Genomic DNA, 14,246 nt, shown 5'->3' on the forward strand with positions numbered 1-14,246 from the left:
ACGAGCACGTCAAGCGGTCGTGACCGGCAGATACACCCGACCGCCCGCGTTCAGGAACTCGTCGCTCTTGTCCTTCATCCCCTGCGCGGCGTACTCCTTCAGCTCCTGCGTGATCTTCATCGAGCAGAACTTCGGCCCGCACATCGAGCAGAAGTGCGCCGTCTTGGCCGGCGCCGCGGGCAGCGTCGCGTCGTGGTACGCCCGCGCGGTGTCCGGGTCCAGCGCCAGGTTGAACTGGTCCTCCCAGCGGAACTCGAACCGGGCCTTCGACAGCGCGTCGTCCCAGGCCTGCGCGCCCGGGTGCCCCTTGGCCAGGTCCGCGGCGTGGGCGGCGATCTTGTACGCGATCACGCCGGCCTTCACGTCGTCGCGATCCGGCAGCCCGAGGTGCTCCTTGGGCGTGACGTAGCAGAGCATCGCGGTGCCGAACATGCCGATCATCGCCGCGCCGATGGCCGAGGTGATGTGGTCGTACGCCGGCGCGATGTCGGTGGTCAGCGGCCCGAGCGTGTAGAACGGCGCACCCGAGCACAGCTCCTGCTGCAGGTCGACGTTCTCCTTGATCTTGTGCATGGGCACGTGCCCGGGCCCTTCGATCATCACCTGGACGCCGTGTTCCCACGCGACGTGCGTGAGCTCGCCCAGTGTGCGCAGCTCGGCGAACTGCGCCTCGTCGTTGGCGTCCGCGATGGATCCGGGGCGCAGCCCGTCGCCCAGCGAGAACGTCACGTCGTACCGGGCGAGGATCTCGCACAGCTCGGCGAAGTTCTCGTAGAGGAAGTTCTCCCGGTGATGCGCGAGGCACCAGGCCGCCATGATCGAGCCGCCGCGCGACACGATGCCGGTGACCCGGTCGACGGCCAGCGGCACGTACGGCAGCAGCACCCCGGCGTGCACGGTCATGTAGTCGACGCCCTGCTCGGCCTGCTCGATCACGGTCTCGCGGAAGACCTCCCAGGAGAGCTTGACCGGGTCACCGTCGACCTTCTCGAGCGCCTGGTAGATCGGCACGGTGCCGATCGGGACGGGCGAGTTGCGGATGATCGCCTCGCGCGTCTCGTGGATGCGCTTGCCGGTGGAGAGGTCCATGACCGTGTCCGCGCCCCATCGGGTGGCCCAGGTGAGCTTGTCGACCTCTTCCGCGATCGAGGACGTGACCGCGGACGTACCGATGTTGGCGTTGACCTTGACCAGGAACCGCGACCCGATGATCATCGGCTCGCTCTCCGGGTGGTTGACGTTGGCCGGCAGCACCGCGCGACCGGCCGCGATCTCCTCGCGGACCACGGACGCGTCGACGCCCTCGCGGATCGCCACGAACTCCATCTCGTCGGTGACGATCCCGGCCCGCGCGTAGGCGAGCTGGGTCGGACGCGACCCGGCGAGCGGCGTACCCCCGCCCGCGACCGGCGCGACGTCGCCCCGGGACGCGATCCACGGCCCGCGCAGCGGCGGCAGCCCCACCTCGGGATCGCTGCCGGGTCCGGACGTGTCGTAGAGCCGGACCGGCGGGTTGTCCCCGGTCAGCTCGACCTCGGCGAACGGCACCCGCAGGTCCGGACGCGAGCCCTCGACGTACACCTTGCGCCTCATGTTTCCTCCCCAATCGTGATGAACCGGGCGTGACAAGGCCGCGAGGGATCACGGCCTGCGAAGCAAGAGCCCTCAGGCGAAGTGGTGCAGCGGCCCGGGTCCCGCCCCGAGCTTCCAGTCGCGGCCGCCGGCCAGCGCCCGCGCGACGTAGGACTTGGCCGCCCGCACCGCGGCCGCGACGTCGTCACCCAGGGCGAGCCGCGCCGCGATCGCGGACGAGAACGTGCAGCCGGATCCGTGATTGTTGGCGGTCGGAACGGGTTCACCGCGCAGCGTCTCGCTGCGCCCCGCGGTGTGCAGCAGGTCGACGGCGAGCTCGCTGCCGGTCACCACGACCGCCTCGGGCCCGCGCGCGGCCAGGTCGGCCGCCGCCCGGGCCATCTCCTCGGCCGTCTCGACCCGGCCACCGGTGAGGGCGCCGGCTTCGTGCCGGTTCGGCGTCAGAACCCTCGGGTACGGGATCAGCGGCGAGACAGAAGCAACACCGGACAACCGGCTGCCACTGGTGGCGACGAGCACCGGATCCACCACCAGGTTCGGCAGTTCCGCGGCCCGCGCGGCGATCACCTCCGCGACCGCCGGATCCCCCACCATGCCCACCTTGACGGCCGCCACCTCGAAGTCCGACAGCACCGCGTCGAGCTGAGCCGCCACGATCTCCGCCGGAATCGAGTGGATCGCGGTGACCCCCCGGGTGTTCTGAGCCGTCACCGCCGTGATGACCGAAACCCCGTACGCCCCCAGCGCCGCGAACGTCTTGAGATCCGCCTGAATCCCGGCGCCGCCCCCCGAATCCGACCCCGCGATCGTCAGCACCACGACGGGCGTCACGTGGTCACCGCCTCGACCAGTTCCCGCGTGACCTTCTCCGGATCGTCGGCCCGCATCACCGCACCCATCACCGCCACCCCCGCCGCTCCGGCATCAAGACACTCGCGAACCCGCGACGCCGAATCGACGCCGCCGAGCGCAAGCCACGTCCGCTCCCCCGCCAGCCACGCCGCCCCGGACGAACCCAGCGCCGGGCCGTATCCGGGCTTCGACCGGCTGGCGTAGACGGGCGACACCGTCACATAGTCCTCATCGGACAGCTCCTCGAATCCGTGCCACGATCGTCCCACCAGCTCCACGCCGTCGGGCCGGTTATCCACAGCAGACAGATGCACGGCGCTGCCACCCAGCGGATCCGGGCCCGCGATGATCAATCGTCCGGGCGGCACGACGGTCCTCACTTCTGAGGCGAGGGCGTATCTGTCCGCGTACGAAAGATCCTTCTCGCGCAGGACGACCCACGACGCGCCGCCGCGGACCGCGGCCCGGACCACCTCGACGAGCGGCCCCGCCGCGAGTCCGCGATCGGTGAGCACGACGACGCCGGACGGGATCACCATGCCGGCATCCCCTCGTCCGAAGTGGACGCAAGAGCGTGATAGCGCTTCGGGATGCGGCCCGCACCGGCCGCGAGCCGCCCGGCTTCCACGGCGTGCCGCATGGCAGCGGCCATTCGCGCGGGGTCCTCGGCACGGGTCACGGCCGAGGCGATCAGCACGCCGTCGCACCCGAGCTCCATCGCGAGGGCAGCGTCCGAGGCCGTGCCGATGCCGGCGTCGAGGATCACCGGCACGTCGACGCTGTCGCGGATCAGCCGGATGTGGTGCGGGTTGCTGATGCCCAGCCCCGACCCGATCGGTGCGCCCGCCGGCATCACCGCCGTGCACCCGGCGTCGGCCAGCCGCCGGGCGAGGATCGGATCGTCGCTGGTGTACGGCAGCACCCGGAACCCGTCGTCGACCAGCCGCTCCGCCGCCCGCAACAGCTCCACGCCGTCCGGCAGCAGGGTCCGCTCGTCGCCGATGACCTCGAGTTTGACGAGGTCGGTCTCGAACGCGTCCCGGGCCAGCTTCGCGGCTTTGACGGCGTCCGCGGCGGTGTAGCACCCGGCCGTGTTCGGTAGCACGCGCATGCCCAGCCGGTCGAGCATCGGCAGCAGGCCCGGCCCGGCCGCGTCGATCCGGCGCAGCGCGACGGTGACCATCTCGGTGCCGGACGCCACGATCGCCGCCTCGAGCGCGGCGAGGCTCTCCGCCCCGCCGGTGCCGAGGATCAGCCGGGACTCCCCGAAGAGGTCCGCCATGTCAGCCACCCTGCGCCGCGGTCAGCACCTCGACCCGGTCGCCCTCGGACAGCCGGGCGCCGGGCCAGGCCGACCGGGGCACGACCTCGCCGTTCACGGCGACCGCGACGCCGCGCCGCGCCTCGGTGACGGCGGCGACGAGCCGCTCGACGGTGCTGCCGGCCTCGACCGTACGGCCGGCGCCGTTCACAGTGACCCTCACGCGAACCTCCCGGGGCTGAACGCTGCGAGCAACGGATCGACCCGGCCCTCGACCAGGTCGGCGATGAGATCGGCGGTGACGGGCGCCAGCAGCACCCCGTTGCGGTGGTGGCCCGCGGCCACGACGACGTCCCCGGTCCAGCGCCCGAGCAGCGGCGCATTGTCCGGTGTGGACGGCCGGTGCCGGACCACGGTCTCGGTGAGCTCGAACTCGGCCAGCTCGGGAACCAGGTCGACGGCCGAGCGCAGCAGCTCCAGCACGGACCCGGCGGTCACCGTGAAGTCGGCCCGCTCCTCCTGGGTCGCGCCGACGACCACCTCGCCGTCCGGTCGCGGCACGAGATACACGTGCCGTCCGTCGACGTACCCGTTCACGATGTGCCGCAGGACGCCCGGCTCCCCGCGCAGCCGCAGCACGAGACCCTTCACCGGCCGTACGGGCAACCCGGTCAGCCCGGCGGTACCCAGTCCGGCGGCCACGACGGTGGTGCCGCCGGGAAGCGACGTCATCCGGCTCGTCGTCACCGCGTCTGCGAGGGCGGCCCGCAGCGCGGCGACCACGCGCCGCGGATCCACCTGGTGGTCGTCGGGCACGTGCGCCCCACCACGCACCCGCGGCGAGAGGGCCGGCTCCAGCTCGCGCAGGTCGCTCGGCGGCAGGCGGCGCATCTTGAGCTCCCGCTGCTCTCGGAAAGCCCACATCCGCCGGGCCTCGGCGAGGTCGTCGCCGGTCAGCGCCACATCCACCGCCCCGGTGGCGTTGTAGCACAGGTCGTGGCCCGTCTCCCGCTCCAGCTCCGCGGCGAAGGACGGCCACCGCCGCGCCGATTCGAGCAGCAGTTCCTGCAGTGGATCCTGGCCGAACGCGGTCTCCCCGGCCGGAGCGAGCATCCCGGCGGCGGCGTACCAGGCGCCCTCGTCGCCACCGCTGTCCATCACGGTCACGGACCGTCCACGCTGGACGAGTCGCCATGCGACGGAGAGCCCGATGATGCCCCCGCCGACCACGGTCACGTGGCTCACGACAGCGCCTTCAGCAGCCGCCCGGTCGCCTCACCGGGATCCGCCGCGTCGGCGACCGCGCCGACGACGGCGACCGCGGCAGCCCCGGCGCGGCGCAGCTCGGGAGCGTTCTGCGCGGTCACGCCGCCGATGGCCACCACCGGCACGCCGGGCACCGAAGCCGCGACCGAACCGATCCTGGCCACCCCGAGCGGCGCGGGCAGCCCGGATTTGGTCACGGTCAGGAAAGCCGGGCCCACACCGAGGTACGAGGCCCCGTCCGCGACCGCCGCCCGGGCGGCCGCCTCGTCGCGGCACGTCCCACCGAGCACCGCCGCCGGGCCGAGCACGCGGCGCGCCGCGGCCACCGGAAGGTCGTCCGCGCCGACGTGGCCGCCGTCCGCCCCGACCGCGAGCGCCACGTCCAGCCTGTCGTTGACCAGGCACAACACCCCGGCCGGACGGCACAGGCCGACGACCGCCGCCGCCAGCTCGTACGCGGCCCGATCGGTGACGTCGTCCTCGACGCGGACCTGGACCGCCAGCCGGCCGGCCGAGCCGAGACCGCGTGCGGCGGCCACGGCCGCGGTGACGACGGCGACGGCGTCACGGCCGGGACGGGCATCGGTGATGAGGTGCAGACACGGGAAAGCAGGGTCCACAACGCGCTCCTCCCTGCGCCGGCATGACCCGGATCAGGTTCGACGGTCGGGGGCCGCGACAGCCCCCCTCTCAGCCCGGTGCACCGGACTCCCGTGGGGTTGGTTCCGCCGCCGACACTAACGCCGCGCCGCGGTCCGCGTAAACCCCCTCAGCGCACGTCCCACACCGGCTCGGGCGTCTCCACGACCTCGCCGTCACCCTGGAAGAGCACGAACCGATCGAATCCCCGCGTGAACCAGCGGTCGTGGGTGACCGCGATCACCGTGCCCTCGAAGGCCTTCAGCCCCTCCTCCAGCGCCTCCGCCGAAGCGAGATCGAGGTTGTCGGTCGGCTCGTCGAGCAGCAGCACGGTGGCACCCGACAACTCGAGCAGCAGCACCAGGAACCGCGCCTGCTGCCCACCGGACAGCGTGCCGAAGAGCTGATCTCCCTGCGCCGCGAGCTCGTACCGGTTGAGCGCCTTCATCGCACCGGCCCGGTCCCGCCCGGCCCGGTGGTCGTCGCCGCGCCACAGGATCTCGACGAGCGTACGGTCGACCAGCTCCGGCCGGTCGTGCGTCTGCGAGAAGTGCCCGGGCCGGACCCGGGCGCCCAGCTTGGCCGTGCCGTTGTGCGCGACGTGCGCCAGCGGAGCCCCGTCCACCGGCTTGTTCTCGACGTCCGGCGCGGTGCCGCCGGCCGCGAGCAGCCGCAGGAAGTGCGACTTGCCGGTGCCGTTCGCGCCGAGGACCGCGACCCGGTCGCCGTACCAGATCTCCAGGTCGAACGGAAAGGTCAGGTCCTCCAGCTCCAGGCCCGTGCACACCACGGCCCGTTTTCCCGTACGCCCGCCGCGCAGATCCATCCGCAGCGACTGTTCCTTCGGAGGCAGCGGCGGCGGCCCGGCCTCCTCGAACTTGCGCAACCGCGTCTGGGCGGCGTGATAGCGCGACGCCATCCCGTCGTTGTACGTCGCCTTCTGCTTCAAGGTCAGCACGAGCTCCTTCAGCTTCACGTGCTCCTCGTCCCACCGCCGCCGCAGCTCGAGCAGCCGTTCGTGGCGGTCGGACCGGGCCTCGTGCCAGGAGGCGAACCCGCCCGGATGGGTCCACGCGCTGCCACCCTCCACGGCCACGACCCGGGTGGCGGTCTGGGCCAGCAGCTCCCGGTCGTGCGACACGTACAGGACCGACTTCGGCGACTCCCGCAGCCGCGCCTCCAGCCACCGCTTGCCGGGCACGTCGAGGAAGTTGTCCGGCTCGTCGAGCAGCAGCACCTCGTCGCCGCCGCGCAGCAGCAGGTCGAGCGCGAACCGCTTCTGCTGCCCGCCGGAGAGCGTGCGCACCGGCCGGTGCTTCACCTCGTCCCACGGCTTGTCCAGGATGGCCACGGCCACGGTGTCGAACAGCACTTCGGCGTCATAGCCGCCGGCCTCGCCCCATCCGGCCAGCGCGCCGGCGAACCGCATCTGCGCCTTCTCCGAATCCGGGTCGGCCCGCAACGCGGCGTCGGCGCCGGCGACCGCGTCCGCCGCGGCCCGCAACGCGGGCGCGACCAGGGACAAGGCAAGATCTTCGAGGGTACGGTCATCGCCGATCATCCCGATGAACTGCCGCATGACCCCCAGCCCGCCGGACCGCGCGACAGTCCCGGCGGGTACGGCCAGATCCCCGGCGACCATCCGCAACAGGGTCGTCTTCCCCGCGCCGTTGGGGCCGACGAGCGCCACCTTCGCGCCCTCACCCACTCGGAAGGAGACATCGGAGAACAGCTCTCGCCCGTCCGGCAGCACGAACGCGACCCCGGAGACATCCACGTAACCCACGCGGCCATCCTCCCCGAGGAGACGACGCAGGTCAGTCGGTTTTTCCGGCGGCACCGCGGGTGATCCGCAGCACCCGGAAGCCGCGCTGGCTCGCCACCCGGGCCACGTCCCAGCCGAGCGAGGTCAGCCACCCGTGCAGCGAGTCGCCGCCGAGGTTGCGGTTGATGACCACCCACGCCACCCCGTCCGGCGCGAGCCGTTCCAGCCACCGCTGCATCAGCGCGTGCAGCTCCGCCTTGCCGACGTGCGTGGGCGGGTTGCTCCAGATCTCGTCGAACGTCACGTCCGCGGGCACCTCGTCGGGGGCGGACACCCGGACCCGGTCCGCCAGCCCGAGCGCGGCGGCGTTCTCCACGGTCAGGTCGCGGGCCCGGGCGTTGACGTCGATCGCGTAAACGGTCGCGCCCGGCGCCTCGCCGGCGAGCACACACGTGATCGGGCCGTACCCGCAGCCGACGTCGAGCAGGTTCCCCGTCGTCGCGGCGCCCGGCAGGTCGGCCTTGCGCAGCAGGACGGCGGTGCCGGGATCGAGCCGACCGGCCGAGAACACCCCGCGCGCCACCACCAGGTCGTACGCCCGCCCCGCCGCGGTGAACTCGATGCGCCCCCGGCTCTCCGGAGTCGCCGGCTCGGCAGTGAAGTAATGGTCCGCAGTCACCCTGCCAGTGTCCCGCCGGACCCTCGAGCGACCCGCACCGGGTCGCCGCACAACGAGCGGTGGCGCACCGGGGTGCCGCACAAAGTGTGCGTCCATCGATTCGGGTGCGCTCCTACCGTAGGCTGCATGTTCCGCGCCCCTCAGCCCCGCTCCGCCCACCGTGCGAACCAGGGAAGCGGACTCGCCACCCTCGCGAGGCCCACGTCGCTCATGCCGGGCCTCACCCGTACGCCGCCCGCGCAGCACCGCCGCGCGTCGATCCCCGCCCAGCGCCGCCGCACGGCCGGAACGCCTCAGCCCGTCTCGCACCAGGCGACCCCGCACCGCCGCGCCGCGCGCCGCCGAGCCTCCGTGGGTGTCCAGGCGTTCCTGCGGCCCGTCGAATCCACGCTGCAGGCCGCCTCCGCCCACCTCACGCAACGCCTCGAGGCCGTCCTCCGAACCGCGGGCGGGACCCTGGCACGGCCCGCGACGGTGCGTCCCGGCCGGCCGGCGCGCTCACGCACTCTCCGGCACGGCCCTCAGGAGCCCGGCGAGGCCATGCACGTCCTCCTGAGCGGTCTGGGCGCGCTCATCGTTCTGTCGATCATCGTGCTGAGCATCTTCTTCGTGATCGCCGAGGAGCAGCGCGGCCCGGTCGGCGACACCTCCGCGGCGATCGCGGCGCCGGCATCGATCAGCTCCCGGCAGCTCGACGCCGCCCCGCTGACCGGTACGGAGGTCTTCCCCGGCACCCGGATCACCCCGGCCGGCGGGGCACCGTACGAGGTGACGTCGACCCAGGCGGAGGAGGACTGCGGGCTGGGCGCCACCGGGGACCTCGGAGCCGTCCTCGCCGAGAACGGCTGCTCCCAGCTCGTCCGCGGCCGCCTCACCGCCCCGTACGGCGGCTACCAGGTCACCGCGGGAGTCTTCAACCTGGCGGACGAGGCCGCGGCGACGCGGGCCAGCGACCGGGCCGGGATCCTCGTCGAGGCCGGTACGGGCACCTTCGCCTCGCTGATCCCGGCCGGCGCGGGCTCACCGGCGCCCCCGCTGGCCCAGGTCAACTGGCACGCCCGTGGCCACTACCTGCTCTACTGCGTGATCTCCCGCCCGGACGGCGCCCTGGTGGCCGACGACGACCCGTACGCGGCCCGCATCACCACCGACCTGATCGAACGCCACCTCGCCGGCCAGGTCATCGCCAGGCGCGCCGCGAAGTCCTGACGTCCCGGCCGCCAGGCGCGCAGCACGGACAGGCGGCGGATCAGGCGCGCAGACGGCGCGTCGCGTCGGCGCGCTGGGCGTACTCGCTCTCTGCGGGATAGCCGACGGCCACGAGCGTCAGCCCGTGCGCCGGCGCCACCGTGACCTCGCTCGACCGCTCCCGCAGGGTCAGCAGCTTCGCCGGCCAGCCCGGGTCCCGCCGCCCGTCGCCCACGGTCAGCATCGCCCCCACCAGGCTGCGGACCATCGCCTGGCAGAACGCGTCGGCCTGCACGGTCGCCACGGCGACCCCGTCCGGCTCGCGACGCCAGTCCAGGCGGGTGATGGCCCGCACGGTGGTCGCATGCTCCTTGCGTTTGCAGTACGCGGCGAAGTCGTGCAGCCCGACGAGCCCCGCCGCGGCCGCGTTGAGCCGTTCCAGGTCGAGCGGACGCACCCAGCCGATGGTGTCGTGGCGCCGTAGCGGCTCGGGCCCGAAGACGGTGTCGGCGACCCGGTACTCGTACCGCCGGAACGTCGCGGAGAACCGCGCGTCGAATGTGGACGGCACCGGCGTCACAGCCCGTACGCGCGCGTCCGGCGGCATCAGCGCGGCGAGCCGGCGCAGCAGGGACTCCGCCAGCGACTCCCACACGGGCGTCGGCACGTCGATGTGGCACACCTGCCCGGTCGCGTGCACCCCCGCGTCCGTACGCCCCGCCACAGTCAGCCCGAGCGGCACGTCGGCGCCCACGAGCCGGGCCAGCGCCTCGGTGAGCACCCCGGCCACCGTACGGCGCGCCGGCTGAGCAGCCCAGCCGGAGAAGTCCCCGCCGTCGTACGAGACGTCGAGGCGGAGTCGAGTCGTGTCCGTCACCCGCAGACCTGCCGTTCCGTGAAAGACGAAACGGCCCGGCACCCCGCGTGGGGTGCCGGGCCGCATGTGCCTGATCAGGCCTTGGCGTCGGTGTCTTCGCCCTCGGCCTGGTCGCCCGGGCCCTCGGCGCCCTTGTCGCCGGAGGCGTTCACCGGCGGCTCGGCGTCCTGGTCGCCGGCCGTCCCGGCCGGGGCGTCGGCCTTGGCCGGCGCCTCGTCCTCGCGGGCCAGCGCCTCGACCTTGTCCTGCTGCGCGGCGGCCTTGCGGGCGGCCTTCTTGGCCGGCGCCGTGGTGGCCGCGACCTGCAGCTCCTCGACCAGCTCGATGACGGCCATGGGAGCGGCGTCACCCTTGCGGATGCCGGTCTTGGTGATCCGGGTGTAGCCACCCGGACGGTTGCCGTAGCGCGGCGCGATCTGCTCGAACAGGGCGTACACGACGTCCTTGTCCTTGACGACCGTGAGCACCCGGCGGCGGGCGTGCAGGTCACCGCGCTTGGCCTTGGTGATCAGCTGCTCCGCCAGGGGGCGCAGCCGGCGCGCCTTGGTCTCGGTCGTCTTGATCTTCCCGTGCCGGAAGAGCTCCGTGGCCAGGTTGGCCAGCAGCAGCTTCTCGTGCGCCGGGCTGCCGCCGAGGCGGGGACCCTTGGTGGGCGTGGGCATTGCTTGCTCCTTCTGGATTTTTACCGTGCAGTGCGGCGAAGCCGCTTAGGCCGCCCAGCGCGGCAGCCGAGGCTCAGAGCTGCTCGGTCTCGCGGTAGTCGTCGGTGTCGTAGTCCACGTCGCCGAACGAGTCGACCACGTGCGCCGGGTCGAAGGACGGCGCGCTGTCCTTGAGGCCCAGGCCCATTCCGGCGAGCTTCATCTTGACCTCGTCGATCGACTTCTGACCGAAATTCCTTATATCCAGAAGGTCGGCCTCCGTCCGCCCGATCAGTTCACCGACGGTGTTGATGCCCTCGCGCTTGAGGCAGTTGTACGACCGGACGGTGAGGTCCAGCTCCTCGATAGGCAGGGCGAGGTCGGCGGCCAGCTGGGCGTCCTGCGGCGACGGGCCGATGTCGATGCCCTCGGCGGTCTCGTCCAGCTCGCGGCAGAGACCGAACAGCTCGACGAGGGTCGAGCCGGCCGACGCCAGCGCGGTACGGGGCGAGATGGACGCCTTCGACTCGACGTCGATGATCAGGCGGTCGAAGTCGGTACGCTGCTCGACACGGGTCGCCTCGACGCGGTAGGTGACCTTCATGACCGGCGAGTAGATCGAGTCGACCGGGATGCGGCCGATCTCGGCGCCGGCGCTCTTGTTCTGCGCCGCCGTGACGTAGCCACGGCCCCGCTCGACGGTGAGCTCCATGTCGAGCCGGCCCTTGCTGTTCAGCGTGGCCAGCTTCAGGTCGGGGTTGTGCACGGAGACGCCGGCCGGGGGCTGGATGTCACCGGCGGTGACGTCGCCCGGGCCCTGCTTGCGCAGGTACATGCTGACGGGCTCGTCGTGCTCGGAGCTGACGGTGAGCTCCTTGACGTTCATGACGAGCTCGACCACGTCCTCCTTGACACCGGGGATCGTGGTGAACTCGTGCAGCACGCCGTCGATCTTGATGCTGGTGACCGCCGCGCCCGGGATGGACGACAGCAGCGTACGCCGCAGCGAGTTGCCGAGGGTGTAGCCGAAGCCCGGCTCCAGGGGCTCGATGGTGAACCGGGAGCGGGTCTCGCTGAGCGACTCTTCCGAGAGGCTCGGGCGCTGGCTGATGAGCACGCGATTCTTCTTTCTGTCGGGGCACCCGCTATTTGATGCCCGTCCTCATGAACTACCCCGGGCGCCTCCGCGAGGAGGCGCCCGGGCAGAGCGCTACTTGGAGTAGAGCTCGACGATCAGCTGCTCCTGGACCTGCGTGTCGATGACGCCGCGGGCCGGGAGCGTGTGGATCAGGATCTTCATGTCGCTGGGGATCGGCTCCAGCCATGCCGGGGTCGGACGCGAACCGGCCTGGGCCTGCGCGACGACGAAGGGGGTCATCTCCTTCGACTTCTCGCGGACCTGGACGATGTCGTGCTCCTTGACCCGGTACGACGGGATGTCGACCTTCACGCCGTTGACCAGGAAGTGGCCGTGCTTGACCAGCTGCCGGGCCATGTCGCGGGACGCGGCGTAGCCGGCCCGGTAGACGACGTTGTCGAGACGCGACTCGAGGATCTGCAGCAGCACCTCACCGGTCTTGCCGGGCTTGGTGACAGCCTCCTCGTAGTAACCGCGGAACTGCTTCTCGAGCACGCCGTACGTACGACGGGCCTTCTGCTTCTCGCGGTGCTGGAGCAGGTACTCGGTCTCCTTGGTCCGGCCACGGCCGTGCTGCCCGGGCGGGAACGGCCGGGACTCGAACGGGCACTTCGGACCATCGCACTTGCTGCCCTTGAGGAACAGCTTCATCTTCTCGCGGCGGCAGCGCTTGCAGTCCGCACCTGTGTAACGAGCCATTACTTCTGTCTCTCCCTCAGACCCGACGACGCTTCGGCGGACGGCATCCGTTGTGCGGCTGCGGCGTGACGTCGGAGATCTGCCCGACCTCGAGGCCGGCGGCCTGCAGCGAACGGATGGCGGTCTCCCGGCCGGAGCCGGGGCCCTTGACGAACACGTCGACCTTGCGCATGCCGTGCTCCATCGCCCGACGAGCGGCGGCCTCGGCGGCCAGCTGCGCGGCGAACGGGGTCGACTTGCGGGAGCCCTTGAAGCCCACCTGGCCGGACGAGGCCCAGGAGATGACCGCACCGGTCGGGTCGGTGATCGACACGATGGTGTTGTTGAAGGTGCTCTTGATGTGCGCCTGCCCGTGGGCGACGTTCTTGCGTTCCTTGCGCCGGACCTTCTTGACTGCGGCCCCAGCGCGTGCCTTCGGTGGCATAAGTCGTTGCGCTCCTGTGGTGGCTTGGAGTGGTGGCGAGTCCGCACGAACCCGGACCACAATTCCGATTTAGGTCTACTTCCGACCGGGCTTCTTCTTGCCTGCGACCGTGCGCTTCGGACCCTTGCGGGTACGAGCGTTGGTCCGCGTGCGCTGACCCCGGACGGGGAGCCCACGACGGTGACGGATGCCGGCGTAGCAGCCGATCTCGACCTTGCGGCGGATGTCCGCGGCGACCTCGCGGCGCAGGTCGCCCTCTACCTTGAAGTTGCCCTCGATGTAGTCGCGGAGCTGGACCAGCTCCTCGTCCGTGAGGTCCTTGGCGCGCTTGTTCAGGTCAATGCCGGTGGCGGTGAGCGCCTCCACGGCGCGGGTGCGACCGACCCCGTAGATGTAGGTGAGCGCGATCTCCATCCGCTTCTCGCGGGGAAGATCGACGCCGACGAGTCGAGCCATAAGTGGGCGTACTCCTCAGGTGTCTCACGGAGGTCTGTGCCCGTTCCCATCCCGCCTGCCCGGGCGGGCCCCGGCCTCCGACCGGGGGTGAAGCCACACGTCAGCGAAGATTCGCGACCGCGGCTGGGACGAGCTCGTTCAGTGGTACGGATCTGACAGTGCCCTGGGGCGGAATCAGCCCTGGCGCTGCTTGTGACGCGCGTCGGTCTTGCAGATGACCATGACGCGCCCGTGCCGCCGGATGACCCGGCAGTTGTTGCAGATCCGCTTGACGCTCGGCTTGACCTTCACGGTTTGCCTTAACTCTCAGTCAGACGGGATGTGGATCCCCGTGACCCCGTTACTTGTAGCGGTAGACGATGCGCCCACGTGTCAGGTCGTACGGCGAAAGCTCGACGACGACCCGGTCCTCGGGCAGGATGCGGATGTAGTGCTGCCGCATCTTGCCAGAGATGTGCGCGAGCACCTTGTGACCATTGGCGAGCTCGACGCGGAACATGGCGTTCGGCAGGGGCTCGATCACACGGCCTTCGATCTCGATGGCTCCGTCTTTCTTAGGCATGTCCTCCGCTACCTGACATCGGGTTCTTGGGGCAGGCTCACAGCATTCATCCCAACCCCCGGAGGGGCCGGACCAGCCGCGGCTCCGGGCGCCACCAGAAGCGCTTGGTGGACATGCCGGAGTGGACGCTGTGCGCCAGCAAGCCAGTGTACGCGTGTGCAGGCATCGACACCAAACCGAGGCCCCCGTAACCCGGGGTCGGGTGT

General features: G+C 71.5%; 18 protein-coding genes and 1 riboswitch. Of the genes, 1 reads left to right on the plus strand and 17 read right to left on the minus strand.

Annotation, left to right across the window (positions count from 1 at the left end):
- Nucleotides 1-9: 9 nt before the first annotated feature.
- The 9 genes from thiC to AB0K03_RS21670 all read right to left on the minus strand — a co-directional run bounded on the left by thiC (nt 10) and on the right by AB0K03_RS21670 (nt 8,055).
- Complete coding sequence (gene thiC / locus AB0K03_RS21630; RefSeq protein WP_364687517.1) at nt 10-1,593, minus strand: phosphomethylpyrimidine synthase ThiC; 1,584 nt, start codon at nt 1,591-1,593, stop codon at nt 10-12.
- 72 nt (nt 1,594-1,665) lie between these two features.
- Nucleotides 1,666-2,424: a bifunctional hydroxymethylpyrimidine kinase/phosphomethylpyrimidine kinase gene (thiD, locus tag AB0K03_RS21635; protein ID WP_364687518.1), complete on the minus strand. Its 759-nt coding sequence runs from the start codon at nt 2,422-2,424 to the stop codon at nt 1,666-1,668.
- Complete coding sequence (locus AB0K03_RS21640; RefSeq protein WP_364687519.1) at nt 2,421-2,984, minus strand: thiamine phosphate synthase; 564 nt, start codon at nt 2,982-2,984, stop codon at nt 2,421-2,423. The genes thiD and AB0K03_RS21640 overlap by 4 nt, the downstream gene beginning before the upstream one ends.
- Nucleotides 2,978-3,727, minus strand: a complete 750-nt coding sequence (locus tag AB0K03_RS21645; RefSeq protein ID WP_364687520.1) for a thiazole synthase — start codon at nt 3,725-3,727, stop codon at nt 2,978-2,980. The genes AB0K03_RS21640 and AB0K03_RS21645 overlap by 7 nt, the downstream gene beginning before the upstream one ends.
- Nucleotide 3,728: 1 nt before the next feature.
- A complete protein-coding gene (gene thiS, locus AB0K03_RS21650; RefSeq protein WP_364687521.1) occupies nt 3,729-3,929 on the minus strand; it encodes a sulfur carrier protein ThiS in 201 nt (66 codons plus the stop codon).
- Nucleotides 3,926-4,951, minus strand: coding sequence for a glycine oxidase ThiO (gene thiO, locus AB0K03_RS21655; RefSeq protein ID WP_364687523.1), 1,026 nt, complete (start codon nt 4,949-4,951; stop codon nt 3,926-3,928). The genes thiS and thiO overlap by 4 nt, the downstream gene beginning before the upstream one ends.
- Nucleotides 4,948-5,592 (minus strand): thiamine phosphate synthase, encoded by a 645-nt coding sequence (gene thiE, locus AB0K03_RS21660; protein ID WP_364687525.1) that lies wholly within the window; start codon nt 5,590-5,592, stop codon nt 4,948-4,950. The genes thiO and thiE overlap by 4 nt, the downstream gene beginning before the upstream one ends.
- Nucleotides 5,586-5,697: riboswitch (TPP riboswitch) on the minus strand. (Overlaps the previous gene by 7 nt.)
- A gap of 44 nt (nt 5,698-5,741) precedes the next feature.
- The gene (locus tag AB0K03_RS21665; protein WP_364687527.1) at nt 5,742-7,397 is read right to left on the minus strand and encodes an ATP-binding cassette domain-containing protein; all 1,656 of its coding nucleotides are present in this window, start codon (nt 7,395-7,397) and stop codon (nt 5,742-5,744) included.
- 31 nt (nt 7,398-7,428) lie between these two features.
- Nucleotides 7,429-8,055 (minus strand): methyltransferase, encoded by a 627-nt coding sequence (locus AB0K03_RS21670; protein ID WP_364687529.1) that lies wholly within the window; start codon nt 8,053-8,055, stop codon nt 7,429-7,431.
- Nucleotides 8,056-8,181: 126 nt separating this feature from the next.
- Here AB0K03_RS21670 and AB0K03_RS21675 point away from each other — a divergent pair, with 126 nt between their 5' ends.
- Nucleotides 8,182-9,264 carry a hypothetical protein gene (locus tag AB0K03_RS21675; protein ID WP_364687531.1) on the plus strand — a complete coding sequence of 361 codons (1,083 nt, stop codon included), beginning with the start codon at nt 8,182-8,184 and terminating at the stop codon, nt 9,262-9,264.
- Nucleotides 9,265-9,304: 40 nt separating this feature from the next.
- Here AB0K03_RS21675 and truA read toward each other — a convergent pair whose 3' ends face one another.
- From truA to infA, 8 genes are all read right to left on the minus strand, one after another.
- Entirely contained in the window at nt 9,305-10,120 is an 816-nt protein-coding gene (truA, locus tag AB0K03_RS21680; protein WP_364687533.1) for a tRNA pseudouridine(38-40) synthase TruA, read from the minus strand.
- Between the two features lie 74 nt (nt 10,121-10,194).
- On the minus strand, nt 10,195-10,782 hold the full coding sequence (rplQ, locus tag AB0K03_RS21685) for a 50S ribosomal protein L17 (RefSeq protein WP_364687535.1): 588 nt from the start codon (nt 10,780-10,782) through the stop codon (nt 10,195-10,197).
- Nucleotides 10,783-10,855: 73 nt separating this feature from the next.
- Nucleotides 10,856-11,878: a DNA-directed RNA polymerase subunit alpha gene (locus tag AB0K03_RS21690; RefSeq protein WP_023358222.1), complete on the minus strand. Its 1,023-nt coding sequence runs from the start codon at nt 11,876-11,878 to the stop codon at nt 10,856-10,858.
- Between the two features lie 93 nt (nt 11,879-11,971).
- Nucleotides 11,972-12,598 carry a 30S ribosomal protein S4 gene (gene rpsD / locus AB0K03_RS21695; RefSeq protein ID WP_364687537.1) on the minus strand — a complete coding sequence of 209 codons (627 nt, stop codon included), beginning with the start codon at nt 12,596-12,598 and terminating at the stop codon, nt 11,972-11,974.
- Between the two features lie 16 nt (nt 12,599-12,614).
- Nucleotides 12,615-13,022 carry a 30S ribosomal protein S11 gene (gene rpsK / locus AB0K03_RS21700; RefSeq protein ID WP_014440747.1) on the minus strand — a complete coding sequence of 136 codons (408 nt, stop codon included), beginning with the start codon at nt 13,020-13,022 and terminating at the stop codon, nt 12,615-12,617.
- 75 nt (nt 13,023-13,097) lie between these two features.
- A complete protein-coding gene (rpsM, locus tag AB0K03_RS21705) occupies nt 13,098-13,478 on the minus strand; it encodes a 30S ribosomal protein S13 (RefSeq protein ID WP_199515825.1) in 381 nt (126 codons plus the stop codon).
- 174 nt (nt 13,479-13,652) lie between these two features.
- Entirely contained in the window at nt 13,653-13,769 is a 117-nt protein-coding gene (gene rpmJ, locus AB0K03_RS21710; RefSeq protein WP_015619018.1) for a 50S ribosomal protein L36, read from the minus strand.
- A 49-nt stretch (nt 13,770-13,818) separates the two neighbouring features.
- On the minus strand, nt 13,819-14,040 hold the full coding sequence (infA, locus tag AB0K03_RS21715; RefSeq protein ID WP_007073013.1) for a translation initiation factor IF-1: 222 nt from the start codon (nt 14,038-14,040) through the stop codon (nt 13,819-13,821).
- Nucleotides 14,041-14,246 lie beyond the last annotated feature (206 nt).

It is taken from the genome of Actinoplanes sp. NPDC049316 (genome assembly GCF_040677315.1).
Taxonomy (GTDB): Bacteria; Actinomycetota; Actinomycetes; order Mycobacteriales; family Micromonosporaceae; genus Actinoplanes.

Excerpts from the sequence above, each read along its gene's own strand:
- thiC (WP_364687517.1), bottom strand. The coding sequence starts at position 1,593 with ATGAGGCGCAAGGTGTACGTCGAGGGCTCGCGTCCGGACCTGCGGGTG.
- AB0K03_RS21640 (WP_364687519.1), bottom strand. The coding sequence starts at position 2,984 with ATGGTGATCCCGTCCGGCGTCGTCGTGCTCACCGATCGCGGACTCGCG.
- AB0K03_RS21645 (WP_364687520.1), bottom strand. The coding sequence starts at position 3,727 with ATGGCGGACCTCTTCGGGGAGTCCCGGCTGATCCTCGGCACCGGCGGG.
- AB0K03_RS21675 (WP_364687531.1), top strand. The coding sequence starts at position 8,182 with ATGTTCCGCGCCCCTCAGCCCCGCTCCGCCCACCGTGCGAACCAGGGA.
- rplQ (WP_364687535.1), bottom strand. The coding sequence starts at position 10,782 with ATGCCCACGCCCACCAAGGGTCCCCGCCTCGGCGGCAGCCCGGCGCAC.
- rpsD (WP_364687537.1), bottom strand. The coding sequence starts at position 12,598 with ATGGCTCGTTACACAGGTGCGGACTGCAAGCGCTGCCGCCGCGAGAAG.
- rpsK (WP_014440747.1), bottom strand. The coding sequence starts at position 13,022 with ATGCCACCGAAGGCACGCGCTGGGGCCGCAGTCAAGAAGGTCCGGCGC.
- rpsM (WP_199515825.1), bottom strand. The coding sequence starts at position 13,478 with ATGGCTCGACTCGTCGGCGTCGATCTTCCCCGCGAGAAGCGGATGGAG.
- infA (WP_007073013.1), bottom strand. The coding sequence starts at position 14,040 with ATGCCTAAGAAAGACGGAGCCATCGAGATCGAAGGCCGTGTGATCGAG.